Source organism: Stenotrophomonas maltophilia (assembly GCF_047782825.1).
In the GTDB taxonomy this organism is placed as follows: domain Bacteria; phylum Pseudomonadota; class Gammaproteobacteria; order Xanthomonadales; family Xanthomonadaceae; genus Stenotrophomonas.
Genome location: NZ_CP180589.1, coordinates 3,946,977 through 3,969,987, shown reverse-complemented (window position 1 = coordinate 3,969,987; position 23,011 = coordinate 3,946,977). Strand labels below are relative to the sequence as shown.

General features: G+C 67.3%; 21 protein-coding genes. 4 read left to right on the top strand and 17 right to left on the bottom strand.

The features are described from left to right. Nucleotides 1-39: 39 nt before the first annotated feature. Genes smeF through smeD form a run of 3 tightly spaced genes read right to left on the bottom strand, consistent with a single transcriptional unit; the run spans nt 40 to nt 5,797 of the window. Nucleotides 40-1,425 (bottom strand): multidrug efflux RND transporter outer membrane subunit SmeF, encoded by a 1,386-nt coding sequence (gene smeF / locus ACM2ZB_RS18360; protein ID WP_416056497.1) that lies wholly within the window; start codon nt 1,423-1,425, stop codon nt 40-42. Further along, nucleotides 1,418-4,597 (bottom strand): multidrug efflux RND transporter permease subunit SmeE, encoded by a 3,180-nt coding sequence (smeE, locus tag ACM2ZB_RS18355; protein WP_416056496.1) that lies wholly within the window; start codon nt 4,595-4,597, stop codon nt 1,418-1,420. Before smeE ends, smeF begins: the two co-directional genes overlap by 8 nt. A 12-nt stretch (nt 4,598-4,609) precedes the next feature. Next, on the bottom strand, nt 4,610-5,797 hold the full coding sequence (gene smeD, locus ACM2ZB_RS18350; protein WP_416056495.1) for a multidrug efflux RND transporter periplasmic adaptor subunit SmeD: 1,188 nt from the start codon (nt 5,795-5,797) through the stop codon (nt 4,610-4,612). A gap of 237 nt (nt 5,798-6,034) precedes the next feature. On the opposite strand from smeD, the gene smeT reads away from it, so the two are divergent. Then, on the top strand, nt 6,035-6,688 hold the full coding sequence (smeT, locus tag ACM2ZB_RS18345) for an efflux transporter SmeDEF transcriptional repressor SmeT (protein WP_313440509.1): 654 nt from the start codon (nt 6,035-6,037) through the stop codon (nt 6,686-6,688). A 153-nt stretch (nt 6,689-6,841) separates the two neighbouring features. On the opposite strand, the gene hslU is transcribed toward smeT, so the two are convergent. The 9 genes from hslU to ACM2ZB_RS18300 all read right to left on the bottom strand — a co-directional run bounded on the left by hslU (nt 6,842) and on the right by ACM2ZB_RS18300 (nt 14,611). Continuing rightward, the gene (gene hslU, locus ACM2ZB_RS18340; RefSeq protein ID WP_019337671.1) at nt 6,842-8,215 is read right to left on the bottom strand and encodes an ATP-dependent protease ATPase subunit HslU; all 1,374 of its coding nucleotides are present in this window, start codon (nt 8,213-8,215) and stop codon (nt 6,842-6,844) included. A gap of 106 nt (nt 8,216-8,321) precedes the next feature. Beyond that, complete coding sequence (gene hslV / locus ACM2ZB_RS18335) at nt 8,322-8,873, bottom strand: ATP-dependent protease subunit HslV (RefSeq protein WP_416056494.1); 552 nt, start codon at nt 8,871-8,873, stop codon at nt 8,322-8,324. A 74-nt stretch (nt 8,874-8,947) separates the two neighbouring features. After that, complete coding sequence (locus ACM2ZB_RS18330; RefSeq protein WP_024957056.1) at nt 8,948-9,148, bottom strand: DUF3079 domain-containing protein; 201 nt, start codon at nt 9,146-9,148, stop codon at nt 8,948-8,950. Nucleotides 9,149-9,227: 79 nt separating this feature from the next. Continuing rightward, nucleotides 9,228-10,109, bottom strand: coding sequence for a tyrosine recombinase XerC (gene xerC / locus ACM2ZB_RS18325; protein WP_416056493.1), 882 nt, complete (start codon nt 10,107-10,109; stop codon nt 9,228-9,230). A gap of 16 nt (nt 10,110-10,125) precedes the next feature. After that, complete coding sequence (locus tag ACM2ZB_RS18320) at nt 10,126-10,800, bottom strand: DUF484 family protein (protein ID WP_416056492.1); 675 nt, start codon at nt 10,798-10,800, stop codon at nt 10,126-10,128. After that, nucleotides 10,797-11,648, bottom strand: coding sequence for a diaminopimelate epimerase (gene dapF / locus ACM2ZB_RS18315; protein WP_313440515.1), 852 nt, complete (start codon nt 11,646-11,648; stop codon nt 10,797-10,799). Before dapF ends, ACM2ZB_RS18320 begins: the two co-directional genes overlap by 4 nt. Continuing rightward, nucleotides 11,641-11,889 carry an LPS translocon maturation chaperone LptM gene (lptM, locus tag ACM2ZB_RS18310; RefSeq protein ID WP_416056491.1) on the bottom strand — a complete coding sequence of 83 codons (249 nt, stop codon included), beginning with the start codon at nt 11,887-11,889 and terminating at the stop codon, nt 11,641-11,643. The genes dapF and lptM overlap by 8 nt, the downstream gene beginning before the upstream one ends. A 129-nt stretch (nt 11,890-12,018) precedes the next feature. After that, entirely contained in the window at nt 12,019-12,444 is a 426-nt protein-coding gene (locus ACM2ZB_RS18305; protein WP_416056490.1) for a YbaN family protein, read from the bottom strand. 55 nt (nt 12,445-12,499) lie between these two features. Further along, the gene (locus ACM2ZB_RS18300) at nt 12,500-14,611 is read right to left on the bottom strand and encodes a S9 family peptidase (RefSeq protein ID WP_416056489.1); all 2,112 of its coding nucleotides are present in this window, start codon (nt 14,609-14,611) and stop codon (nt 12,500-12,502) included. Nucleotides 14,612-14,780: 169 nt separating this feature from the next. Here ACM2ZB_RS18300 and ACM2ZB_RS18295 point away from each other — a divergent pair, with 169 nt between their 5' ends. Beyond that, nucleotides 14,781-15,968, top strand: coding sequence for a pyridoxal phosphate-dependent aminotransferase (locus tag ACM2ZB_RS18295; protein ID WP_416056488.1), 1,188 nt, complete (start codon nt 14,781-14,783; stop codon nt 15,966-15,968). Between the two features lie 231 nt (nt 15,969-16,199). On the opposite strand, the gene ACM2ZB_RS18290 is transcribed toward ACM2ZB_RS18295, so the two are convergent. Next, complete coding sequence (locus ACM2ZB_RS18290) at nt 16,200-18,296, bottom strand: prolyl oligopeptidase family serine peptidase (RefSeq protein ID WP_416056487.1); 2,097 nt, start codon at nt 18,294-18,296, stop codon at nt 16,200-16,202. Between the two features lie 69 nt (nt 18,297-18,365). Continuing rightward, a complete protein-coding gene (locus tag ACM2ZB_RS18285) occupies nt 18,366-18,680 on the bottom strand; it encodes a hypothetical protein (RefSeq protein ID WP_416056486.1) in 315 nt (104 codons plus the stop codon). Nucleotides 18,681-18,805: 125 nt separating this feature from the next. Between ACM2ZB_RS18285 and ACM2ZB_RS18280 the strand changes: the two genes are divergently transcribed. Continuing rightward, nucleotides 18,806-19,408, top strand: a complete 603-nt coding sequence (locus ACM2ZB_RS18280) for a lipocalin family protein (RefSeq protein ID WP_416056485.1) — start codon at nt 18,806-18,808, stop codon at nt 19,406-19,408. Nucleotides 19,409-19,514: 106 nt separating this feature from the next. On the opposite strand, the gene ACM2ZB_RS18275 is transcribed toward ACM2ZB_RS18280, so the two are convergent. From ACM2ZB_RS18275 to ACM2ZB_RS18265, 3 genes are all read right to left on the bottom strand, one after another. Next, nucleotides 19,515-20,204 (bottom strand): methionine ABC transporter permease, encoded by a 690-nt coding sequence (locus ACM2ZB_RS18275; RefSeq protein ID WP_049439996.1) that lies wholly within the window; start codon nt 20,202-20,204, stop codon nt 19,515-19,517. After that, a complete protein-coding gene (locus tag ACM2ZB_RS18270; protein ID WP_416056484.1) occupies nt 20,201-21,208 on the bottom strand; it encodes a methionine ABC transporter ATP-binding protein in 1,008 nt (335 codons plus the stop codon). Before ACM2ZB_RS18270 ends, ACM2ZB_RS18275 begins: the two co-directional genes overlap by 4 nt. A 204-nt stretch (nt 21,209-21,412) precedes the next feature. Further along, the gene (locus tag ACM2ZB_RS18265; protein ID WP_313440535.1) at nt 21,413-22,309 is read right to left on the bottom strand and encodes a DMT family transporter; all 897 of its coding nucleotides are present in this window, start codon (nt 22,307-22,309) and stop codon (nt 21,413-21,415) included. 176 nt (nt 22,310-22,485) lie between these two features. On the opposite strand from ACM2ZB_RS18265, the gene ACM2ZB_RS18260 reads away from it, so the two are divergent. Next, complete coding sequence (locus ACM2ZB_RS18260) at nt 22,486-22,968, top strand: YajQ family cyclic di-GMP-binding protein (RefSeq protein WP_108767110.1); 483 nt, start codon at nt 22,486-22,488, stop codon at nt 22,966-22,968. Nucleotides 22,969-23,011: the final 43 nt, after the last annotated feature.

Sequence of the window (23,011 nt, the reverse complement as noted above, 5' to 3'; positions counted from 1 at the left end):
CCATGAAAGCCGCCGGGCGTGGCCCGGCGCTACCGGGGTTTACCCGCGCTCGTGCCAGCCGCCGCCCAGCACCTTGTACAGGGTGATGCGGTTGGCCTGCTGGGCCAGCTCGGCCTGCAGGCGGGTCTGCTGTGCGGTGTAGGCAGTACGGCGTGCGTCCAGCAGGGTCACGAAGCTGTCCAGACCGGCGTCGTAGCGGGCCTGCGACAGGCGGTTGGCCGTTTCGGCCGCATCCACCAGGCGCTGCTGCGCACCGACCTGTTCATCCAGGCTGACATTCAATGCCAGCGCATCGGCGGTTTCGCGGAAGCCGCTCTGGATCGCCTTTTCATACTGCGCCAGCGCGATATCGCGATCGGCATTGGCCACGGCCAGGTTGGCGCGCAGCTTGCCGCCCTGGAAGATCGGCAGGGTGATCTTCGGCAGGAAGCTCCACACGCGGGTGCCGCTGTCGAACAGGTTGGACAGTTCACCCGAACCGCTGCCGATGCTGCCGGTCAGCGAGATGGTGGGGAAGAACGCTGCGCGTGCGGCACCGATGTTGGCATTGGCGGCCAGCAGCTGGTGTTCGGCCGCCATGATGTCCGGGCGCTGCAGCAGCACGTCGCTGGGCAGGCCGGCCGGCGGCGGCGCCAGGGCGAGCAGCTGCGGCTCGATGCTGTCGGGCAGCAGGTCCGCATCGAGCTGGCCACCGGCCAGCAGCGCCAGCGCGTTGCGGTCCTGGGCCAGCTGCCCGCGCAGGCGCGCGGCGTCGGTACGCGCGGTTTCGACCAGCGTGCGGGTCTGGCTCAGCTCCAGCCCGGAGCTGCCACCGCGTTCGTGGCGCGCCTCGGCCAGGCGCAGCGAGTCCTCGTAGGTCTTCAGCGTGGCCTCGGAAATCTTCAGCTGCTGCGCGTCGGCACCGTAGGTCAGCCAGGCGGTGGCGGTCTCGGCCACCAGGCTCAGCTGGGCGTTGCGGCGGTTGGCGGCCACGGCAAAGTACTGCTGCAGGGCGGCTTCGCTGAGGTTGTGCACGCGGCCGAACAGATCCAGCTCGAAGTCGGCCACGCCGACGCCGGCGGTGAACTGCTCGGTGACACCCGCATCGGTGCCGCGGCGTTCCATCTGGCCAGTGGCGGCCAGGCCGGGCACGCGGTCGGCACGCTGCACGCGGTACTGGCCGCGCGCCTTTTCCACATTCAGCACGGCCACGCGCAGGTCGCGGTTGTTGTCCAGCGCCTGGCCGATCACCTGCTGCAGGCGCGCATCGGTGAAGAAGTCACGCCAGCCCAGTGCCGCAACATCGGTCACTTCGCCCTGGCTGGCCTCGGCCGGCCACTGCGCCGGGATGGCCGGCGCAACGGCGGTGTTCTTCGGCGCCAGGGTGGAACACCCGGCCAGGCCCAGGCTGGCGACGAGCGCCAGCAGCAAGGGGGTCTTATTCATGGGAACCTCCATGGGCAGCGTCATCGCGCGGAGCCGGCGGCGTGCCACCTCCGTTGCCCTTGTTGCGGTTGAACACGCGCTGCACCACCACGAAGAACAGCGGGATGAAGAACACGCCCATCACGGTGCCCACGAGCATGCCGCCCAGCACGCCGGTACCGATGGCGCGCTGCGCACCGGAACCCGCACCGGAGGCGATGGCCAGCGGCAGCACGCCCAGGCCGAACGCCAGCGAGGTCATGATGATCGGGCGCAGACGATCGCGGACCGCGTGCATCGTCGCTTCGATCAGGCCCGCGCCCTTCTCCAGGTTCTCCTTGGCGAATTCGACGATCAGGATCGCGTTCTTGCTGGTCAGGCCCACCGTGGTCAGCATCGCCACCTGGAAGTAGATGTCGCGCTCCATGCCGCGGAAGGTGTTGGCCAGCACCGCGCCGAGAATACCCAGCGGCGCCACCAGCAGTACCGAGGTCGGCACGCTCCAGCTTTCATACAGGGCAGCAAGGCACAGGAACACGATCAGCAGCGACAGCGTGTACAGCAGCGGCGTCTGCGAACCGGCCTGGCGCTCCTGGTAGGACAGCGCGGTCCATTCGATCTCGAAGCCCGGCGGCAGGTCCTTGGCGATGCGCTCGATCTCGGCCATGGCATCACCGGAGGCTACGCCGGCTGCCGGTTCGCCCTGGATTTCCATCGCCGACACGCCGTTGTAGCGTTCCAGGCGCGGCGAACCGTAATCCCAGCGCTTGGTGGCGAAGGCACTGAACGGCACCATCTCGCCCTGCCCGTTCTTCACCGACCAGACGTTGAAGTCGTCCGGATTCATGCGGAACGGTGCATCGGCCATCACGTACACGCGCTTGACGCGGCCACGGTCGATGAAGTCATCGATGTAGCTGCTGCCCCACGCCGCGGCCAGGGTGTTGTTGATCGAGCTGACCGACAGGCCCAGGGCGTTGGCCTTCTCCACGTCCACGTCGATGCGCAGCTGCGGGGTGTCTTCCTGGCCGTTGGGGCGCACGTTGGCCAGCAGCTTGCTCTGCCCAGCCGCACCCAGCAGCTGGTTGCGCGCGGCCAGCAGGGCGTCATGGCCCTTGCCGCTGGTGTCCTTCAGGAAGAACGTGTAGCCCGAACCGATGCCCAGCTCCGGCATGGCCGGCGGCGGGAAGGCGAAGATGAAGGCATCCTTGATCTGGCCCAGCGCGCCCATCGCACGCCCGGTGATCGCACCGACGCTGTGGTCGGCATCGCGCTCCTTCCAGTCCTTCAGCTTGACGAAGGCCATGCCCGCATTCTGGCCCATGCCGGCGAAGCTGAAGCCCTGCACGGCGAAAATCGATTCGACGGCGTCGGCTTCGTTCTTCAGGAAGTGGTCTTCCAGCTTGGCCATCGCTTCCAGCGTGCGTTCCTGGGTGGCACCGACCGGGGTCTGCACCAGCGCCATCATGATGCCCTGGTCTTCATTGGGCAGGAACGAGCTGGGCAGGCGCGCGAACAGCACGCCCATCACCACGGCCAGCGCCACGAAGATGCCCATGAAGCGCCACGGACGATGGATGATGCCCTTCACGCCGCGCTGGTAGGTTTCGCTGGAACGGTCGAAGCCACGGTTGAAGCCATTGAAGAAACGACCCAGCAGGCCGCTGTGGGCAACGTGGTGCTCGCCCTTCTTCAGCGGCTTGAGCATGGTCGCGCACAGCGCCGGGGTCAGCACGATGGCCACCAGCACCGACAGCGCCATGGCCGAGACAATCGTGGCCGAGAACTGGCGGTAGATGATGCCGGTGGAGCCGCTCATGAAGGCCATCGGCACGAACACCGCCGACAGCACCAGGCCGATACCCACCAGCGCACCGGTGATCTGGCCCATCGACTTGCGGGTGGCCTCCAGCGGCGACAGGCCCTCTTCGGACATGATGCGCTCGACGTTCTCCACCACCACGATGGCATCGTCCACCAGCAGGCCGATGGCCAGCACCATCGCGAACATGGTCAGCATGTTCACCGAGAAGCCCAGCATGGCCAGCACGCCGAAGGTACCCAGCAACACCACCGGCACGGCGATGGTCGGGATCAACGTAGCGCGGAAGTTCTGCAGGAACAGGTACATCACCACGAACACCAGCACGATGGCTTCAATCAGGGTCTTGATGACGCCCTTGATCGAGACCTGTACGAACGGGGTGGTGTCATACGGCACGACGGTTTCCAGACCGGCCGGGAAGCTTGCCTTCATCTCGTCCAGCGCGGTGCGCACGCCTTCGGCCGTGGCCAGCGCGTTGGCGCCGGTGGCCAGGGTGATGGCGATACCGGTGGACGGCTTGCCGTTGTAGCGGGTGACGAAGTCGTAGCTTTCCGCACCCAGCTCGACGCGGGCCACATCGCCCAGGCGCAGTTCGCTGCCGTCGGTGCCGCCACGCACCAGGATGTTGCGGAACTGTTCCGGGGTCTGCAGGCGGTCCTGCGCGTTGATGGTAGCGTTGAGCTGCTGGCCCTTCACCGAAGGCGCACCGCCCAGCTGGCCGATGGCCACCTGTGCGTTCTGCGCGGTGATCGCCGCGGTCACTTCATCGACCGACAGCTTGTAGGTGTGCAGCTTGTTCGGGTCCAGCCAGATGCGCATGGCGTACTTGCCACCGAACACCTGGATGTTGCCCACGCCCGGCACGCGGCTCAGCGTGTCGACCACATTGGAGCCCACGTAGTCGGCGATGTCGTTGGCATCCATGCTGCCGTCGTTGGACACGAAGCCGAGCACCTGCAGGAAGCCGCTGCTGGACTTGGCCACGTTGATGCCCTGCCGCTGCACTTCCTGCGGCAGCAGCGGCATGGCCAGCTGCAGCTTGTTCTGCACCTGCACCTGGGCGATGTCCGGGTTGGTGCCGGCTTCGAAGGTGAGGGTGATGGTGGCCTGGCCGTTGGCCGAGCTGTTGGAGGAGAAATAGATCAGGCCATCGAGGCCCTTCATGTTCTGCTCGATGATCTGCGTCACCGAGTCCTCGACCACCTTGGCCGATGCACCCGGGTAGGTGGCGCTGATCTCGACGGCCGGCGGGGCGACCTCGGGATACATCGACACCGGCAGCTTCACCACCGCCAGCGCACCGGCCAGCATGATGATGATGGCGATCACCCACGCGAAGATGGGTCGATCAATGAAAAAACGTGCCATGGAATTCTCCGCTTACTTCGCGTCGCCGGCCGGCTGGGCGGCAGGCTGCGGGGCGGCGTCCGGCTGTGCCGGGGCGGCGCCCTTCTCGGTGGCATGCACGGGCATGCCGGGGCCGATCTTCTGCAGGCCTTCGACGATGACCTTGTCACCCGCCTGCAGGCCGTCCTCGACCAGCCACTTGTCGGCCAGCGCGCGGCTGACCTTCACCGGGCGCACTTCCACCTTGTTGTCCTTGCCCACCACCATCGCGCTGGTTTCGCCCTTGGCATCGCGGGCGATGCCCTGCATCGGCACCAGTACCGCATCGGCGCGCACGCCGCCGCCGATCACCGCGCGCACGTACATGCCCGGCATCAGCAGGCCCTCGGGGTTGTCCACCTTCACCCGCAGCGCGTAGCTGCCGGTGGCCGGGTCGACGCTCACTTCGGAGAATTCCAGCGCGCCCTTGTGCGGGAACTCGCTGCCGTCCTCCATCAGGATGGTGACCGGCAGGGTCTGGTTGTCCTGCAGGCGGCCGGCGGCCAGTTCGCGGCGCAGCTGCAGCAGCTCGGCCGAGGACTGGGTCAGGTCGACGTAGATCGGGGTGAGCTGCTGCACGGTGGCCAGCGCAGTGGCCTGGCCACTGCTGACCAGCGCGCCCTGGGTGACGCTGGACTTGCCGATGCGGCCGCTGATGGGCGCGGTGATGCGCGCGTAGCCCAGGGTCACGTTGGCGGCATCCAGTGCGGCCTTGGCGGCACCGACATCGGCCTCGGCCTGCTTCTGCGCGGCCACGGCGTTTTCCAGGTCCTGCTGGCTGACCGCATCGACCTTGGCCAGTTCGGTAATGCGCTTGGCGCTCAGGCGCGCGGCATTGGCGGTGGCTTCGGCGCGGGCCAGCTGGGCGCGGGCGCTGTTGGCTTGGGCGCGGTAGCTGGCGTCCTCGATCTGGTACAGCGGCTGCCCTTCCTTCACCAGGCCGCCTTCGGTGAACAGGCGCTTGGCAACGATGCCACTGACCTGCGGGCGCACTTCGGCAACCAGGAAGGCATTGGTGCGGCCCGGCAGTTCACGGGTCAGGCCCACGCTTTCCGACTTCAGGGTGACCACGGTCACCTGGCCGGGGCCTTGCTCGGGCTGTTCGGGTTGGCCACCGCAGGCGGCCACGGTCGCGGCGATGGCCAGCGACAGCAGGAAGGGGCGGATTCGGGTCAGGGGCATGGGGGCGGGGACTCGGGGAAGGAAAAAGATTCTCAGCTTGCCGTGATACGCAACCGCATCCCGATCCAGGGGTGTGGTTGTCGCAGCGGACAGGCATTCCCGCGCACGGCGCAGGCGTCGGCGAACGCGCATAGACGGCGGGGAGCGTGGATGCGAAATATACATACATGCTTGTTTGTTTGTAAAGCGGTACAATTCAGGCTGGTTTCACCGGCACTCGTACTCACTCACGGACCCATGGCGCGCAAGACCAAAGAAGACACCCAGGCAACCCGCGAAGGCATCCTTGATGCCGCCGAAGCCTGCTTCCATGAACACGGCGTGGCCCGGACCACGCTGGAGATGATCGGCGCCCGCGCCGGCTATACCCGCGGCGCGGTGTATTGGCATTTCAAGAACAAGGGCGAGGTGCTGGCGGCAATCGTCGAGCGCGTGCACCTGCCTTTCATGCAGGAACTGGAGCGCACGTCCAGCGATGAGCGGCAGACGCCTATCCACGACCTGCGCGCGGTGATGATCTACTCGTTCATCGAACTGTCCGAGGACGAGCGGCTGCGCAAGACCATGGAGATCATGCTGCGCAGCGATGCCTCGGCCGATACCCGGGTGCTGACCGAACTGCAGCAGGCCGGCTTCCGCGACGCACTGGACCGGATGGAGCGTGCCCTGCGCCGCGCGCAGGACCTGGGCCAGCTGCGCGAAGGCGCCGACCCGAAGATCGCCGCACGCATGCTGCACGCCACCGTGCTGGGCGTGCTGCACGGGGCGATGGTCGAACCGGAACTGATGGACCTCAAGCGCGATGGCATGCTCGCCTTGGACATGACGCTGGCCGCCTACGTGAAGGAAGGCGTGTTCGTACCGGGCTCGATTCCCGAGCCGCTGCCGTAGGGGCGGATCCACCGGGCGCGGCCCGGCTGTAGATCCACGCCATGCGTGGATGCCGTACGCGCAAACGAAGGAGGCCGCCTTTCGGCGGCCTTTTCTGTTGCTGGGCTTGGGGTCGGAGCCCTCGCGATGCGAGGGATCCGACCCTGCCTGGCGTTACAGGATGTAACGGCTCAGGTCCGGATCCTGCACCAGTTCACCCAGGTGCGCATCGACGTAAGCACTGTCGATGGCCAGGGTTTCACCATCGCGGTCCGGCGCTTCATAGCTGAGCGAATCCAGCAGGCGTTCGAGCACGGTGTGCAGGCGGCGGGCACCGATGTTCTCCTGGCGTTCGTTCACCTGGAAGGCGATCTCGGCCAGGCGGTCGATGGCATCGGCGGTGAAGCTGACCTTGACGCCTTCGGTAGCCAGCAGGGCTTCGTACTGCTTGGTCAGCGCGGCCTTCGGCTCGGTCAGGATGCGCACGAAGTCGTTCTTGCTCAGCGCGCCCAGTTCCACGCGGATCGGGAAGCGGCCCTGCAGCTCGGGAATCAGGTCGCTGGGCTTGGCCAGGTGGAACGCGCCGGAGGCGATGAACAGGATGTGGTCGGTCTTGATCGTGCCGTATTTGGTAGACACGTTGGAGCCTTCCACCAGCGGCAGCAGATCGCGCTGCACGCCTTCGCGGGAGACATCGCCGCCGCCCACGTTATCGCCACGCTTGGCGACCTTGTCGATCTCGTCGATGAAGACGATGCCGTGCTGTTCGCAGGCTTCGATGGCCGCAGTACGGATATCGTCTTCGTTGACCAGCTTGCCGGCTTCTTCTTCCACCAGCAGCGGGCGCGCGGCCTTGATGGTCAGCGTGCGCTTGTGTGCCTTGGCGCCGCCACCGAGGTTGGCGAACATCGACTTCAGCTGCTGGCCCATTTCTTCCATGCCCGGCGGGGTCATGATGTCCATGCTGACGTTGGCCGCCAGGTCGAGCTCGATCTCGCGCTCGTCCAGCTCGCCGTTGCGCAGCATCTTGCGGAACTTGATGCGGGTCTCGTTGTCCTGCGCCGACGGCTCGTTGCGGGCCACTTCCGGATCGAACCCGATGCCGCCACTGCGGCGCGGCAGCAGCGCATCGAGAATGCGGTCTTCGGCGCGCTCTTCGGCCTGGGTACGCACGCGCACTTTGGCCTGTTCGCGGTACAGCTTCACTGCGGTGTCAGCCAGGTCGCGGATGATCTGCTCCACGTCCTTGCCGACGTAGCCCACTTCGGTGAAGCGCGTGGCTTCGACCTTCACGAACGGTGCGTTGGCCAGGGTGGCCAGGCGGCGCGCGATCTCGGTCTTGCCGACGCCGGTCGGGCCGATCATCAGGATGTTCTTCGGCATCACTTCATTGCGCAGCTCCGGCACCAGCTGCATGCGGCGCCAGCGGTTGCGCAGGGCGATGGCCACGGCGCGCTTGGCGTCGTGCTGGCCCACGATATGCCGGTCCAGTTCCTGCACGATCTCGCGCGGGGTCATGGTGGCGGAGGAAACTTCGATCTTCGACATGGATGTGCTCACGAATTCGTTGTCTACAATGCCGGAACCGAACGGCCCCGGACGGTAGCGCCGGGCCGTGCCCGGCGAATCTGGAATGTCTGTGACGGGTTCCCCGTCACAACTCCTCGACCACCACGTTGCGGTTGGTGTAGATGCAGATGTCGCCGGCAATGCCGATCGCTTCGCTGGCGATGGTGCGTGCATCCAGTTCGGTGTGTGACATCAGCGCGCGGGCGGCCGACAGCGCGTAGGAACCGCCGGAACCGATGGCGATGATGCCGTCCTCCGGCTCGATCACATCGCCGGTGCCGCTGATGATCAGCGAGGTTTCTTTGTCGGCCACGGCCAGCAGGGCTTCAAGCTTGCCCAGGCGGCGCTCGGTGCGCCAATCCTTTGCCAGCTCCACGGCGGCGCGCTGCAGCTGGCCGTGCTTTTCCAGCTTGGCCTCGAACAGTTCGAACAGGGTGAAGGCATCGGCGGCGGCACCGGCGAAGCCGGCCAGCACCTGGCCGTCGCGGCCCAGGCGGCGCACCTTGCGCGCATTGCCCTTCATCACCGTGTGGCCGAGGGTGACCTGGCCATCACCGGCAATGGCCACGTGGTCGCCGCGGCGCACGCAGACGATGGTGGTGGCGTGGAAAACATTGGGATTCTGACTGGGGTCCATGCGGCCTCCGATAGCTGTTCACGGGACATGGGGACAGCGCCGGGGGCGATCAAGCCTGCGTGGATGGCTGCCGTTCAGCGCTTGGCATGCGATGGCCGATCCGGATTGGGCTCGATACCCCAGGCGATGTACCAGTCTTCGCCCTGGGTTTCGATCGGGTGCTGGGTGCGGCCCGAGCCGTTGCCGCAGGCCAGCGCGTCGGCCGCGCAGTAGCGGTCACAGCCCCAGCAGATGCGCTCGGGGTGCTTGGGATGCAGCGGAATGGGCTTTGCCATGGTCGGCAGCTCCTCGTGGCCTGCGGCCACGATGCGCCGGTGCGCCCTGCCCCGCCCTGATCCAGGTCAAGCGCCGGCGCTACCCGGCCGGCTTGCGCCGCTTGGCGCGCGGGTGCGCGGCGTCGTAGACCTTGGCCAGATGCTGGAAATCCAGATGGGTGTAGATCTGCGTCGTTGCGATATCGGCGTGACCGAGCAGCTCCTGCACACCGCGCAGGTCGCCGGAGGATTCCAGGATGTGGCTGGCGAAACTGTGCCGCAGCATATGCGGGTGCACGTGCTTGAACAGCCCCTGCCGCTGCGCCAGCTGGCGGATGCGCACCTGCACCGCACGCTGGCTGATGGGCCCATTGCGGCCGGGGAACACCGGCGTGGCCGGGCCGCCACCACTTTCCGCGCGCCAGGCCAGCAGTGCTTCGCGTGCGGGACGACCGAACGGCACGCGGCGCTGGCGGTTGCCCTTGCCCAGCACGTTGACCAAGCCGCTGTCGAAATCCAGGTCGCGCCAGGTCAGCGCGCACACTTCGCTCAGGCGCAGGCCGGAGGAATAGAACAGTTCCAGCAGCGCGCGGTCGCGGCGGCCGAGTTCGCCTTCCGGTTCCAGTTCCACCAGCTGCACCGCTTCATCGGCATCGAGCACCTGCGGCAGGCGCCGTGGTGCACGGGGCGCCTTCAGGGTGGCCGCAGGGCTGACCTCGATGCGCCCGTGCTTGAGCAGCCAGGCATAGAAACTGCGGCAGGCCGACAGGCGGCGCTGCAGGCTCTTGGCCGACAGCCCGCGACGATGTTCATCGGCCACGAACTGGCGCAGCGTTTCGGCATCCAGGGCCTCCACCGCCACGCCACGCGGCTCGGCCCACACGGCCAGCGCGTCCAGGTCACGGCGGTAGGCATCGAGCGTATGCGCTGACATCCGCCGTTCCACCTGCAGGTGCTGCAGGAAGGCCTGTACCGCGCTCATCGCCGCACTCCCCTGCTCAGCCGGCGTAGCGCTTCAGGCCTGCGGCCAGGGCGTCGCCCATCATGCGCAGGAACAGCGTGCCCATGCCCGGGTAGAAGCGGTTCGCATCGTGGCTGCCCACGCCGATCAGGCCGATGCCCGGCAGCGGCAGCAGCGCGGTGGTCTGCACTTCGTCACTGCGCACGCCGTACAGCACCGCGTTCTTTTCCGGCTGCAGGCGGCCACAGATCGGCTCGCCGTCCTTGAGGCAATCACGGAACGGGCCCAGCTGCGGATCATCGGCGGCGATCACCTGCAGCCACTCGGCCTGTTCCAGGCCGGCCACCGGCGCATGCACCACCAACCGCACCAGGTCGCCGGCAAAGTCTTCCTGCAGCGAAGCGGCCATCGCGCGCAGGGTGTCGGCGGCGTTGTCCTGCTTCATCAATGCCAGGGTCAGCTGGTGCGTGCGCACCGCCAAGCGTTCGTTGACCTGGGCGGTGGCGCCCAGGTCGGCCAACCGTCGCGCCAGCTCACGGTTCTTCTCGCGCAGCACTTCCAGCTGGTAGCTGGCCAGCGACGCGGTCGGGCCGTCGTCGCGCGGCACCACCAGGGTCAGGGCCAGGTCGGGGAACTGCTTGAGGAAGCCTGGATGGCGCCGCAACCACGCAGCGACTTCATGGGCCCCGAGCTTGTCGACGGTCTCAGTCATGCGATCCACTCCCCTTCGAAGACGAATGCGGTCGGGCCGGCCATCACCACCGGCTGGCCATCGCCCGGCCACTGGATGCGCAGCTCACCGCCGGGCAGGCTGATGCGGGCATCGCGCTGCAGGCGGCCGCGCTGCATCAGGGTCACTGCCGCGGCACAGGCGCCACTGCCGCAGGCCAGGGTCTCGCCCACGCCACGCTCGTACACGCGCAGGCGCGCATGCTCGGGCCCGACCACCTGGGCGAAGCCCACGTTCACCGACTGCGGGAACGAGGCATGCTGCTGCAGCAGCGAACCGACACGCTCCACCGGTGCGGCATCGATCAGGCCCACTTCGATCACCGCATGCGGGTTGCCCATCGACACGGCAGCGAAGCGCACGCTTTCACCCTGCAGCGGCAGCAGGTATTCCTCGCGCGGGTGGGCAAAGCCCACCAGCGGCACCTGCGCCGGCTCGAAGGCGGGCACGCCCATCGCCACCGAGAACTGGCCATCGCCCAGCACCTGCACGGCGTGGCTGGCCAATGGGCTGTCGATGACAAAGTGCTCGCCCTGGGCGCTGCCTTCGCGCACCAGCCAGGCGGCGATGCAGCGCGCGCCGTTGCCGCACTGCTCGGAATTGGAGCCGTCGGCATTCCAGATGCGGTAGGACGCCACCGAGCCTTCCGCACGCGGTGCCTCGATGGTCAGGATCTGGTCGCAGCCCACGCCGGTATGGCGATCCGCCAGGCGCGCGGCCAGTTCCGGGGTGGGCGGCGGGGTGCCGTCGCGCAGATCGATCACTACGAAATCGTTGCCCGCGCCATGCATCTTGCTGAAGCGCAGGGCCTTGGAACCGGCCTTACTCATTCCCGTCGTCCACCGGCTTGATCGGGTCCGGGGTGACCGAGGGGCTGCCGTCGCTGGTCGGCTGGGTCGCCGCCGGGGTCGCCTCGGTGCCGGTTGCCGGCTCGGCCGGTTCGACGGTCTCTTCCACCGGCACCGGCTTCTGCGGCAGTACCAGCGGGCCCTTGTTGCCACAGGCGGACAGGAACAGCAGCGAGGCCGCTGCCAACGGAATCAGGATGGCATTGCGATGGGGGATCTTCATGCCCCCGAGTATAGCCACTGGTGGCTGAGCGGTTGGTGGAGGGTGCAGGGTCACGCATCCGCCGGGCACGGCCCGGCGCTACCGCAACCGTGCACCCCAAGGTAGCGCCGGGCCACGCCCGGCGAGGCATTATTCCGGCGGCGGCAGCGGCCGTGTCCACAGCCAGATCGCCACCACGGTCATGCTGCCGATGGAAAACCACTTCACCCAGGCGATCGGCACGCACCACAGCATGATGCCGGCGCACGCGGCCATGGTGATCGTCGCCATCCACTTGCCATAGCGGCTGACCGCGCCGTGCGCCTGCCAGTTGGCGATGGCCGGGCCGAAGCGTGGGTGCTGCAACAGCCAGTTGTGCAGCCGCTCGGACCCGCGAGAGGCGGCCCAGGCCGAAATCAGGATGAATACGGTGGTCGGCAGGCCCGGCACGAAGATGCCGACGATGCCGGTGCCCAGGCTGGCGTAGGCCAGCAGCCACCATGCCCAACGGAAACGCACCACCCGCTGCGGCGGCGGCGCGGCGTCATCGGAAGGCGGGGGAGCGGGCGCAGTCATGGCCGCAAGGATACCGGTTCAGGGTGCCAGGCAGCCGCCCGGCACCCTGTCGCGATCACGGCTGGACGATGCCCAGCTGCTGCAGGACGAACGCGTACGACTCGGACAGTTCGCGGTAACGCTGGAAGCGCCCCGACTTGCCGCCGTGACCGGCTTCCATGTTGGTGCGGAACACGATCGGGTAGTGGCCGATGTTGTCGTCACGCAGCTTGGCCACCCACTTGGCCGGTTCCCAGTACTGCACCTGCGAATCCCACAGGCCGGTGCCCACGAACAGCGCCGGGTAGGCCTGCGGCTTGACGTTGTCGTAGGGCGAGTAGGACAGCATGTAGTCGTAGTACGTCTTCTGTTCCGGGTTGCCCCACTCGTCGTACTCGTTGGTGGTGAGCGGAATGGTCGGGTCGAGCATGGTGGTGACCACATCGACGAACGGTACCTGGGCCACCATCACGCGGTAATCCTGCGGCGCCTGGTTGGCCACCGCACCCATCAGCAGGCCACCGGCGCTGCCACCGGAGGCGGCCACGCGATCCTTCGCCGCCCAGCCCTGCGCCACCAGCCCACGGGTGACGTCGATGAAATCGTTGAAGGTGTTCTGCTTGTGCAGCAGCTTGCCGTTCTCGTACCAGTCGCGGCCCATTTCCTGGCCACCGCGGATATGGGCGATGGCATACACCACGCCACGGTCGAGCAGGCTCACCGCGGTCTGGTTGAAATACGGGTCCATCGACATGCCATAGCTGCCGTAGGCGTACTGGAACAGCGCGCCCTTGCCATCCTTCTGGTAACCCTTGCGATAGACCAGCGACACCGGCACCTTCACCCCGTCGCGGGCGGTGATCCAGACGCGGTCGGTTTCGTACTTCGAGGCGTCATAGCCGATCACCGGCTGCACCTTCAGCTGGCGGCGCTCGCCGGTGGCGGTGTTCAGTTCAAACACCGTGGTCGGGGTGGTCATCGAGGTGTAGACGTAGCGCAGCCACGGCGTATCGGGCTCGGTGTTGTCGCCTAGGCCCATCGAATATGCCGGCTCGTCGGCCTTCACGTAGTCGCTGCGGCCATCCTTGAACAGCAGGCGGATGCGCTCCAGGCCCTCGGAACGCTCGGCGATGGCGGTATAGCTGTCGAACAGCTCGAAGCCTTCGATGAACACCGCATCGTCGTGCGCGATCCAGTCCTTCCACTGCGCACGCGAGTTCGCATCGGTGGGCGCGGTGACCAGCTTGAAGTTCTTTGCACCGTCGTTGGTACGGATCACCCAGCGGCCGTCGTAGTGGTCGGCGTCGTACTCCACATCGCGCTGGCGCGGGGCCAGAACGGTGAAGGTGGTCGGGTCGCTGGCCGGCGCGTAGCGCTCTTCCGAGGACACGGTGCTGTGCACACCGATGGTGATGAAGCGGTCGTCACGGGTGCGGCCGATGCCCATGTAGAAGCTGTCGTCCTTCTCTTCGTAGACGACGGTGTCGGCGCTGGCCGGGGTGCCCAGCACGTGCTTCTTCACCCGCACGGTCAGCAGGGTTTCCGGATCGTTTTCCACGTACAGCACGGTGCGGTTGTCGTCGGCCCAGACCAGATCGCCGGAACTGCCGGTGATCACGTCGGGCAGCACCTGGCCGGTGGCCAGATCCTTGAAGCGGATGGTGTACTGGCGGCGGCCGACGTCATCGTCGGCCCAGGCCAGCAGCTGGTTGTCCTGGCTGACCTCCATCGAGCCAACGTTGAAATAGCCCTTGCCGGCGGCCATCGCGTTGACGTCCAGCAGGACTTCCTCGGCACCTTCCATGCTGCCCTTGCGGCGTGCGTGGATGGGGTAATCCTGGCCGGTCTCGAAGCGGCTGTAGTACCAGTAGCCACGCTCGCGCGCTGGCACGCTTGCATCGTCCTGCTTGATGCGGCCGACGATTTCCTTGTACAGGGTGTCTTCCAGCGGCTTCAGCGGCGCCAGCAGCTGGTCGGTATAGGCATTCTCGGCCTGCAGGTAGGCCAGCATGTCCTTGTTTTCGCGCTTGTCGTCGCGCAGCCAGTAATAGTCATCGTTGCGGGTGGCGCCGAACGGCGCCTTGACCACGTGCGGGTGCTTGGCGGCATCCGGCGGAACGGGCGGGGTGGCGGCGGTAGCGGTGCTGGTCATCAGGCTGGCAAGCAACAGGCAGAGGGTGGATTTCATGAGATAAGGCTCCAGGCGCATCAATGCAATGGTCTTCGACGGGGTCAGATCCCTTTTCCCGAAAAGGGATCTGACCCCAATCCCGGCGACCCGGCAACCCTGCGGATCGTCATGGGTCGTGCCGGCCAGCGGCCGGCACTATCTGGGCGCGCGGCGTACCATGGGCCGCATGAGCACCCTGCCCCACACGCCGGGCTACAGCCGGCGCAGCCATGAAATCGCCCCGTTCCACGTGATGTCCCTGCTGGCCCGCGCACAGGCGCTGGAACAGGCCGGCCACGATGTGATCCACCTGGAAATCGGCGAACCGGACTTCACCACCGCCGAACCGGTCGTGCGCGCCGGCCAGGCCGCCCTGGCCGCCGGCCACACCCGCTATACGGCCGCGCGCGGCCTGCCGGCCCTGCGCCAGGCGATCAGCGGCTTCTATCGCAGCCACTACGGGCTGGACATCGATCCCGAACGCATCCTGGTCACCCCCGGCGGTTCCGGCGCGCTGCTGCTGGCCAGCAGCCTGCTGGTCGACCCGGGCCGGCACTGGCTGCTGGCCGACCCGGGCTACCCCTGCAACCGCCACTTCCTGCGCCTGGTGGAAGGCGGCGCGCAGCTGGTACCGGTGGGGCCGGAGACCGCCTACCAGCTGACCCCGTCGCTGGTGGAACGGCACTGGAATGCCGACAGCGTCGGCGCGCTGGTTGCGTCCCCCGCCAACCCGACCGGCACGGTGCTGTCGGCCGATGAACTGGCTGCCCTGTCGACATCGCTGCAGGCGCGCGGCGGCCACCTGGTGGTGGATGAGATCTACCACGGCCTCACCTACGGGGTGGATGCGCCCAGCGTGCTGCAGGTGGATGACAGCGCGTTCGTGCTGAACAGCTTCTCCAAGTACTTCGGCATGACCGGCTGGCGGCTGGGCTGGCTGGTGGCGCCACCTGCCGCGGTGCCCGATCTGGAGAAGCTCGCACAGAACCTGTACATCAGCGCGTCGAGCATCGCCCAGCACGCTGCCCTCGCCTGTTTCAGCGAGGAATCGATGGCGATCTTCGAGCAGCGCCGCGAGGCCTTCCGCCAGCGCCGCGATTTCCTGCTGCCAGCCCTGCGCGAATTGGGTTTCCGTATCGAGGTGGAACCGCAGGGCGCGTTCTACCTGTATGCCGACGTCAGCGCGTTCACCGACGACGCGCAGGCGTTCTGCGCACACTTCCTGGAAACCGAGCACGTGGCGTTTACGCCGGGGCTGGATTTTGGCTTCCACCGCGCCAACCAGCACGTGCGGTTGGCGTATACGCAGGAAGTGCCGCGGCTGCAGGAAGCGGTGGTGCGCATCGCGCGCGGGTTGAAAAGCTGGGGCGCCTGATCGCCCTGCGCGAACGGCATCCACGCATGGCGTGGATCTACTGCCCCCACGCACGCACGCCGCGCGCGGAGGGCATTACCGCGCACCGGTAGATCCACGCCATGCATGGATACGTGGGCGCCACGCCCGCCGCGCGCGGAAGGCATCACCGCGCACCGGTAGATCCACGCCATGCGTGGATACGTGGCCCCCAACGAAAAACGCCGCCCGAAGGCGGCGTTTTTCATTCCATCACTTGCCGCCCAACCGCTCCCACAGGAAGCTGTAGGCCAGGGCCGACATGTGTGCGGCCTGCGCGTTGTTGGCTGCGCCGCCGTGGCCACCTTCGATGTTCTCGTAGTAGGTCACGTCCTTGCCGGCGTCGATCATCTTGGCCGCCATCTTGCGGGCGTGGCCCGGATGCACACGGTCATCGCGGGTGGAGGTGGTGAACAGCACCGGCGGGTAGGTCTTCTTCGCGTCGAACAGGTGGTACGGCGAGAAGGTCTTGATGAACTCCCAGTCGCTGGTGTCCGGGTTGCCGTACTCGGCCATCCACGAAGCACCGGCCAGCAGGTGGCTGTAGCGCTTCATGTCCAGCAGCGGCACCTGCACCACCACCGCACCGAACAGCTCCGGGTACTGGGTGAGCATGTTGCCGGTCAGCAGGCCACCGTTGCTGCCACCCTGCACGCCCAGGTGCTTGGCGGTGGTGATCTTGCGCTTGACCAGATCCTGCGCCACTGCGGCCATGTCTTCATAGGCCTTGTGACGGTTCTGCTTCAGCGCCGCCTGGTGCCAGCGCGGGCCGTACTCGCCACCACCACGGATGTTGGCGACCACGTACACGCCGCCCTTCTCCAGCCAGGCGCGGCCCATGCCACCGGAGTAGTTCGGGGTCAGCGAGATCTCGAAGCCACCGTAGCCGTACAGCAGGGTCGGGTTGGAGCCATCCAGCTTCATCTTCCTGTCGTGCACCACGAAGTACGGCACGCGGGTGCCGTCCTTGCTGGTGGCGAAGTGCTGCTCGATCACCTTCCCTTCGGCATCGAAGAAGGCCGGCATGGTCTTCAGCGTTTCCGGGGCCTTGCCGATGTCGGCCAGGGCCAGGGTGGTCGGGGTCAGGTAGTCGGTGGCGGTCAGCCACACTGCATCGCTGTCGTTGCTGTCCACCGCGCCCACGGCCAGGGTGCCGAAGGCCGGCGCGCCGACGAACTCGCTCTTCTGCCAGCCGCTGGCGCCCGGGGTCAGCACCGACAGGCGGTTCTTGACGTCCTCGAGCACGTTCAACACGAGGTGGCTCTTGGTCCAGGTCGCACCGGCCAGCGAGGTGGTCGCGGTCGGGGTGAACAGCACTTCGAAATCACGCTTGCCGGCCAGGAAGTCGTCCAGCTGGGTGGCCAGCAGCGAACCGGAGGCATAGGTCTTGCCGCCCACGGTCCACGGGTCGCGCAGTTCCAGGGTCAGCCACTGCTTGTGCAGGCCCTTCTCGGCCGAGTTCGGCGCGTCGATCTTGGTCAGCGTGCCGTTGTCCGCGCGCAGGTAGACCTCGTTGTTGTAGAAGGCCAGCGTGCGGCTGACCAGGTTGCGCTCGAAGCCCGGGGTGTCATCGTGCATCGCCGCGATGTACATGTCTTCCGGCTTGCCTTCGTAGACCACGCTGGCCGAGGCCATCGGGGTGCCACGCTTCCACAGCTTGGCCACGCGCGGGTAGCCGGAGGTGGTCATCGAGCCGGCGCCGAAATCGGTGTAGACAAACACCGAGTCGCGGTCGATCCAGCTCAGGCCACCCTTGGATTCAGGGCGGAAGAAGCCGTCCTTGATCCAGGTCTTGTTGGCCAGGTCGAATTCGCGGGTGACGTCGGCATCGGCGCCACCGCGCGACAGCGCGATCAGGCAGCGGCTGTAGTCCGGGCGCAGGCAGTCGGCGCCGTGCCAGACCCAGTTCTCACCCTCGTCCTTGTTCAGCGCGTCCAGGTCCAGCACGGTTTCCCACTGCGGCGAGGCCTTGCGGTACTCGGCCAGGGTGGTGCGGCGCCACAGGCCGCGCTCGTGCTGCTTGTCCTTCCAGAAGTTGTAGTAGTAGTCGCCGATCTTCTGCACGCCGGGGATCTTGGCGTCCGAATCGAGCACCTCGCGGATGCTGGCTTCCATCTGCTTGAAGGCCGGGGTCTGCGCCAGGCGGCCTTCGGACTTGGCGTTCTGTTCCTTGACCCAGGACAACGGCTTGTCGCCGGTGACGTCCTCGAGCCAGGCGTAACGGTCGGTATCTTCAGCGGCCACGGCGGTCCCCACCGAGGCAGCGGTCATCATGCCGGCCAACAGGCAGGCGGAAGCGAAACGTGACATTGCAGCTCCAGGCAGTCATAAGCCGTGGAACGCTAGCATGGATCGTCGGCGCCGCCCCCGTGTCGAAGGTCAGGCCGTGGCCGCCCTCGTCCGCCGGGCCCGCGTGGGCAGGCGACGGGCCTGCCCGCCCTGCCGGCGCAGGCGCCGCGCCAGCGCGCGTACCGGCAGCGGGCAGCCCAGCAGGGCCCACCACGCGGCCAGTGGCATGCCCACCAGCCACAGCGGCAGCCAACCCAGCCAGGCGCTGCTGCCGCGTGCGGCTGGCCAGACCAGCACCAGCGCCAGCCCGGCCAGGGCCAGCTGCTGCACGCTGCGCAGCACGCGCGGGTCGGCGCGGTGGCTGACGCGTTCAGCAGTACGGCGGCGGGAGGATCGTGCGTTCATGTCCGTTCTCCGGTGTTCGTTGGCAGGCAGCTTGGCCCGCCTTCTTCTCACCGGCTGCGACACCATTGACGGATCGAGCACACACAGTCGACCATGCTCGGGCAAGCTCACTGGAACCGCTCCGCATGTCCTCGATCCGACCGTTCTGTGCCGTGCTGCTGGCCCTGTCCCTGGGAGGCCCTGCGCTGGCCGCCAGTGACCCGCCTTCGCCGCGCACCGCCGCATCGGGGGCATCCGGATACGGTGCACCGATCGATCTGCAGCGCTTCATGGGTACCTGGTACGTGATCGGCCGCGTGCCGAACTTCATCGAACGCGGCCATGTGGCCAGCGTCAACGAGTACGCGCTGCGCGAAGACAACAAGGTCGCCATCACCTACCGTTACCGCGATGGCTTCGGTGAACCGCTGCAGGAAGTGCGCGCCCGCGCCAGCGTCGATGCCGACAGCGGCAACCACGCCTGGCGCACCTGGTTCTACCGCATCGTGCCGACCCATTCGCGCGTGCTGGAAGTGGCCCCGGACTATTCGTGGGCGATGATCGGCTACCCGGGCCGGGAAATGGCCTGGATCTTCGCGCGCCAGCCGGACATGGACAAGGCGCTGTACAAGGAACTGGCCGAGCGCCTGCGCGACGAGTACGGCGTGAACACCGACAAGCTCAAGCGCGTGCCGCAGCACCCCGAACAGGTGGGCAAGCTGGGGTACGAAGTACCGAACGTGCGCTGAGAAAGCGCCGGGCGCAGAGGGTAGTGCCGGCCGCTGGCCGGCAACCCCGGAACACCGGGAAGCACCGCGTCTTTGCCGGCCAGCGGCCGGCACTACCGGATGCGTGTTACCTGCGGCTGTAGTGCGCTACCAGGCGGTCGCCCAGCATCTGCAGCAGCTGCACCAGCACCAGCAGCAGGACCACCGTGACCAGGGCCACGTCGGTGTGCGAGCGCTGGTAACCATCGCGGAAGGCCAGATCACCCAGGCCGCCGGAGCCGATCGCGCCGCCCATGGCGGTGAAGCCGATCAGGGCCACGGTGGTCACCGTCGCCCCGGCAATCAGGCCGGGCCGGGCTTCGGGCAACAGCACGCGGGTGACCAGCTGCCAGGTGGTGGCGCCCATCGCCTGGGTCGCTTCGATCACGCCACGGTCCACTTCACGCAGCGCGGTTTCCACCAGCCGCGCGTAGAACGGCGCGGCACCGATGACCAGCGGCACGATCGCCCCGCGCACGCCCAGCGAGGTCCCCATCAGGAACAGGGTCACCGGGATCAGCACGATCATCAGGATGATGAAGGGCACCGAGCGCAGCAGGTTCACCACCAGGGCCAGCACGCCATAGGCGAACGGGCGGCGCTTCATCTGCGGCGCCCCGAACAGGTACAGCAGCACGCCCAGTGGCAGGCCGATGGCCAGGGTGAGCGGCAGCGAGCCGAGCAGCATCAGCAGGGTGTCGAGGGTGGCCTGGCCGATATCGGCCCACTTGCCCGCATCCAGGTGGCGGAAGAAGCCGCCGGCAGTGGCGATGATCATCGACGCAGTTCCTCAACGTGCACGCCGGCGGCCACGAACGCGGCCTGCGCGGCGGACTGGTCGCCGCCCACCAGGGCGACCACCAGCTGGCCATACGGGGTGTCCTTGATCCGGTCGATGCGCCCGGACAGGATGTTGTAGTCGACGCCGGTCTGCCGCGCCACGCTGCCCAGCAGCGGCTCGTAGGTATCGCCGCCGAGGAAGGTCAGGCGCACGATGCGGCCACCCACCACGTCGAAATCGCGGTGCAGCGCGCCCTCGTCCACATGCTCCGATTCGCTGACGAAACGGCGCGTGGTCGGGTGCTGCGGGTGCAGGAACACGCGGGTGACCGGGCCGGTTTCCACCAGCTGGCCGGCATCGAGCACCGCCACGCGGTCGCAGACGCGGCGGATCACATCCATTTCGTGGGTGATCAGCACGATGGTCAGGCCCAGCTCGCGGTTGATCTTCGACAGCAGGGACAGCACCGAGGCGGTGGTCTGCGGATCCAGCGCGCTGGTGGCCTCATCGCACAGCAGGATCTGCGGGCGGGTCGCCAGCGCGCGGGCAATGCCCACGCGCTGCTTCTGGCCGCCGGACAGCTGCGCCGGGTACTTCGCTGCATGGTCCTGCAGGCCCACGGTCTGCAGCAGCTCGCCAACCCGCGCGTCGATCTCGGCCTTCGGCGTACCGGCCAGCTCCAGCGGGAAGGCGACGTTGCCGGCCACCGTACGCGAGGACAGCAGGTTGAAGTGCTGGAAGATCATGCCGATGCGCCGGCGCAGCGTGCGCAGCCCGTCGGCACCGAGTGCGGTGATGTCCTCGCCGCCGATCAGCAGGCGTCCACCGCTGGGTTCTTCCAGGCGGTTGATCATGCGGATCAGGGTCGATTTGCCCGCGCCGGAATGGCCGATGATGCCGAACACTTCGCCGGCCTCGATGGTCAGGTCCAACGGTTGCAGCGCGCTGACTTCGCGGCCGGCAACGGCATAGGATTTGTGCAGGCGCTGGAACTCGATCACGGGCGTGGCTCACCGGCGGGGCGATGGAAGGGGCGTGCAGCCTACCAGCGCCGGCGGTTCCGCGCCTGCGCCTTGGGCCAGAATGTTATTCCTTTTGGTTCTAAGACGCGTATACCGCGGATGACGGTGGGGGTCAGAGCCCCTGCGGGGATCCGACCCCGGGGTCGGATCCCCGCAGGGGCTCTGACCCCATCCCGGGTAGGTTCAAGGATGGTCGAGCGGCTTCGGCGGCTGCACCCGGTTCAGGCGCTCGCGGTGCAGCAGGTACAGGCCTGAGGCCACGATGATCGCCGCACCGGCCCAGGTATAGCCATCCGGCAGCTGGCCCCAGAAAGCCAGATCCCAGCCGATCACCCAGACCAGGCCGCTGTATTCCAGAGGCGCGATCATCGACGCCTCGCCCAGCTGGAAGGCCCGGGTCAGGGCGATCTGGCCCAGCGCCCCGGCCAGGCCCATGCCGGCGATCAGCGGGGCGTGTGCCAGCTGCAGCGGCACCCAGTCCGGCAGGGCCAGCAGGCCGGCACCGATGGCCATGATGACCAGGAACCAGACCACCATCGACTGCGACGTATCCGTGCGGGTGAGCAGGCTGACGGTGATCGCCGCAATGGCGTAGGCGGTGGCGGCGGCCAGCACCATCAGCCCGGGAATGGAAATGAAGCCGTCCACGCCGGGGCGCAGCACCACAATCACCCCCAGCAGGCCGACCCCGATGGCCACCCAGCGCCGCGGCCCGACCCGCTCGCCCAGCAGCGGGACCGACAGCGCGGCGATCAGCAGCGGGGCCACGAAGTAGATGCTGTAAGCGGTGGAAAGCGGCAGGTCACGCAGGGCGAACACGAAGCAGCCGATCATCGCCATGCCCAACACGCCGCGCAGCAGGTGCAGGCCCCAGCGACGGGGAATGAGCGAGCGCGGGCCGGCGCTGGCCAGCACCCAGACCAGCACGAAGGGCAGCGAGGCCGCGCCGCGCAGGAAGGTGACCTGCAGCGACGGGTAACTGGCCGACAGCTGTTTCATGCCGGCGTCCATCAACGAGAAGCAGGCCACGGCGGCAACCATCCAGGCCACCGCGCGCGAAGGGGAGCGTTGCGCGTTCATGGCCCATTATCGCCCGGCAACCGCCGTCTGTAGAGTCGAGCTTGCTCGACTGGCAGCACGGACACGGACACGGACACGGACACGGACACGGGGCAGTCGAGCATGGCTCGACTCTACAAACACTGCGGGGCCCACGCGATAGAATGGCCGCCACTGAATTCCGCGGAGCCACGCCCATGCCTTCCTTCGACGTCGTGTCCGAAGTCGACACCCACGAGCTGACCAACGCCATCGACCAGGCCAACCGCGAACTGGCCACCCGCTTCGACTTCAAGGGCGTGGAGGCCAAGTTCGAGCGCGATGGCGATGTCATCAACCAGTCCGCACCGACCGAGTTCCAGCTCAAGCAGATGAACGACATCCTGCGCGCCCGCCTCGCCGCGCGCGGCATCGACGTGCTCAGCCTGGAGTTCGGCGACATCGAAACCAACCTGGCCCAGGCCCGGCAGAAGATCACCGTCAAGCAGGGCATCGAGCAGAAGATCGCCAAGAAGATCGCCGCCGCGCTGAAGGAAGCGAAGCTGAAGGTGGAAAGCCAGATCAACGGCGACAAGCTGCGCGTGCAGGGCAAGAAGCGCGACGACCTGCAGGACGCCATCGCCGTGCTGAAGGCCGGCAAGTTCGAACTGCCGCTGCAGTTCAACAATTTCCGCGATTGATGACCCGCCGCCGGGCATGGCCCGGCGCTACCCGGGCTGGAAC

Excerpts from the sequence above, each read along its gene's own strand:
- smeF (WP_416056497.1), bottom strand. The coding sequence starts at position 1,425 with ATGAATAAGACCCCCTTGCTGCTGGCGCTCGTCGCCAGCCTGGGCCTG.
- smeE (WP_416056496.1), bottom strand. The coding sequence starts at position 4,597 with ATGGCACGTTTTTTCATTGATCGACCCATCTTCGCGTGGGTGATCGCC.
- smeD (WP_416056495.1), bottom strand. The coding sequence starts at position 5,797 with ATGCCCCTGACCCGAATCCGCCCCTTCCTGCTGTCGCTGGCCATCGCC.
- smeT (WP_313440509.1), top strand. The coding sequence starts at position 6,035 with ATGGCGCGCAAGACCAAAGAAGACACCCAGGCAACCCGCGAAGGCATC.
- hslU (WP_019337671.1), bottom strand. The coding sequence starts at position 8,215 with ATGTCGAAGATCGAAGTTTCCTCCGCCACCATGACCCCGCGCGAGATC.
- hslV (WP_416056494.1), bottom strand. The coding sequence starts at position 8,873 with ATGGACCCCAGTCAGAATCCCAATGTTTTCCACGCCACCACCATCGTC.
- ACM2ZB_RS18330 (WP_024957056.1), bottom strand. The coding sequence starts at position 9,148 with ATGGCAAAGCCCATTCCGCTGCATCCCAAGCACCCCGAGCGCATCTGC.
- xerC (WP_416056493.1), bottom strand. The coding sequence starts at position 10,109 with ATGAGCGCGGTACAGGCCTTCCTGCAGCACCTGCAGGTGGAACGGCGG.
- ACM2ZB_RS18320 (WP_416056492.1), bottom strand. The coding sequence starts at position 10,800 with ATGACTGAGACCGTCGACAAGCTCGGGGCCCATGAAGTCGCTGCGTGG.
- dapF (WP_313440515.1), bottom strand. The coding sequence starts at position 11,648 with ATGAGTAAGGCCGGTTCCAAGGCCCTGCGCTTCAGCAAGATGCATGGC.
- lptM (WP_416056491.1), bottom strand. The coding sequence starts at position 11,889 with ATGAAGATCCCCCATCGCAATGCCATCCTGATTCCGTTGGCAGCGGCC.
- ACM2ZB_RS18305 (WP_416056490.1), bottom strand. The coding sequence starts at position 12,444 with ATGACTGCGCCCGCTCCCCCGCCTTCCGATGACGCCGCGCCGCCGCCG.
- ACM2ZB_RS18300 (WP_416056489.1), bottom strand. The coding sequence starts at position 14,611 with ATGAAATCCACCCTCTGCCTGTTGCTTGCCAGCCTGATGACCAGCACC.
- ACM2ZB_RS18295 (WP_416056488.1), top strand. The coding sequence starts at position 14,781 with ATGAGCACCCTGCCCCACACGCCGGGCTACAGCCGGCGCAGCCATGAA.
- ACM2ZB_RS18290 (WP_416056487.1), bottom strand. The coding sequence starts at position 18,296 with ATGTCACGTTTCGCTTCCGCCTGCCTGTTGGCCGGCATGATGACCGCT.
- ACM2ZB_RS18285 (WP_416056486.1), bottom strand. The coding sequence starts at position 18,680 with ATGAACGCACGATCCTCCCGCCGCCGTACTGCTGAACGCGTCAGCCAC.
- ACM2ZB_RS18280 (WP_416056485.1), top strand. The coding sequence starts at position 18,806 with ATGTCCTCGATCCGACCGTTCTGTGCCGTGCTGCTGGCCCTGTCCCTG.
- ACM2ZB_RS18275 (WP_049439996.1), bottom strand. The coding sequence starts at position 20,204 with ATGATCATCGCCACTGCCGGCGGCTTCTTCCGCCACCTGGATGCGGGC.
- ACM2ZB_RS18265 (WP_313440535.1), bottom strand. The coding sequence starts at position 22,309 with ATGAACGCGCAACGCTCCCCTTCGCGCGCGGTGGCCTGGATGGTTGCC.
- ACM2ZB_RS18260 (WP_108767110.1), top strand. The coding sequence starts at position 22,486 with ATGCCTTCCTTCGACGTCGTGTCCGAAGTCGACACCCACGAGCTGACC.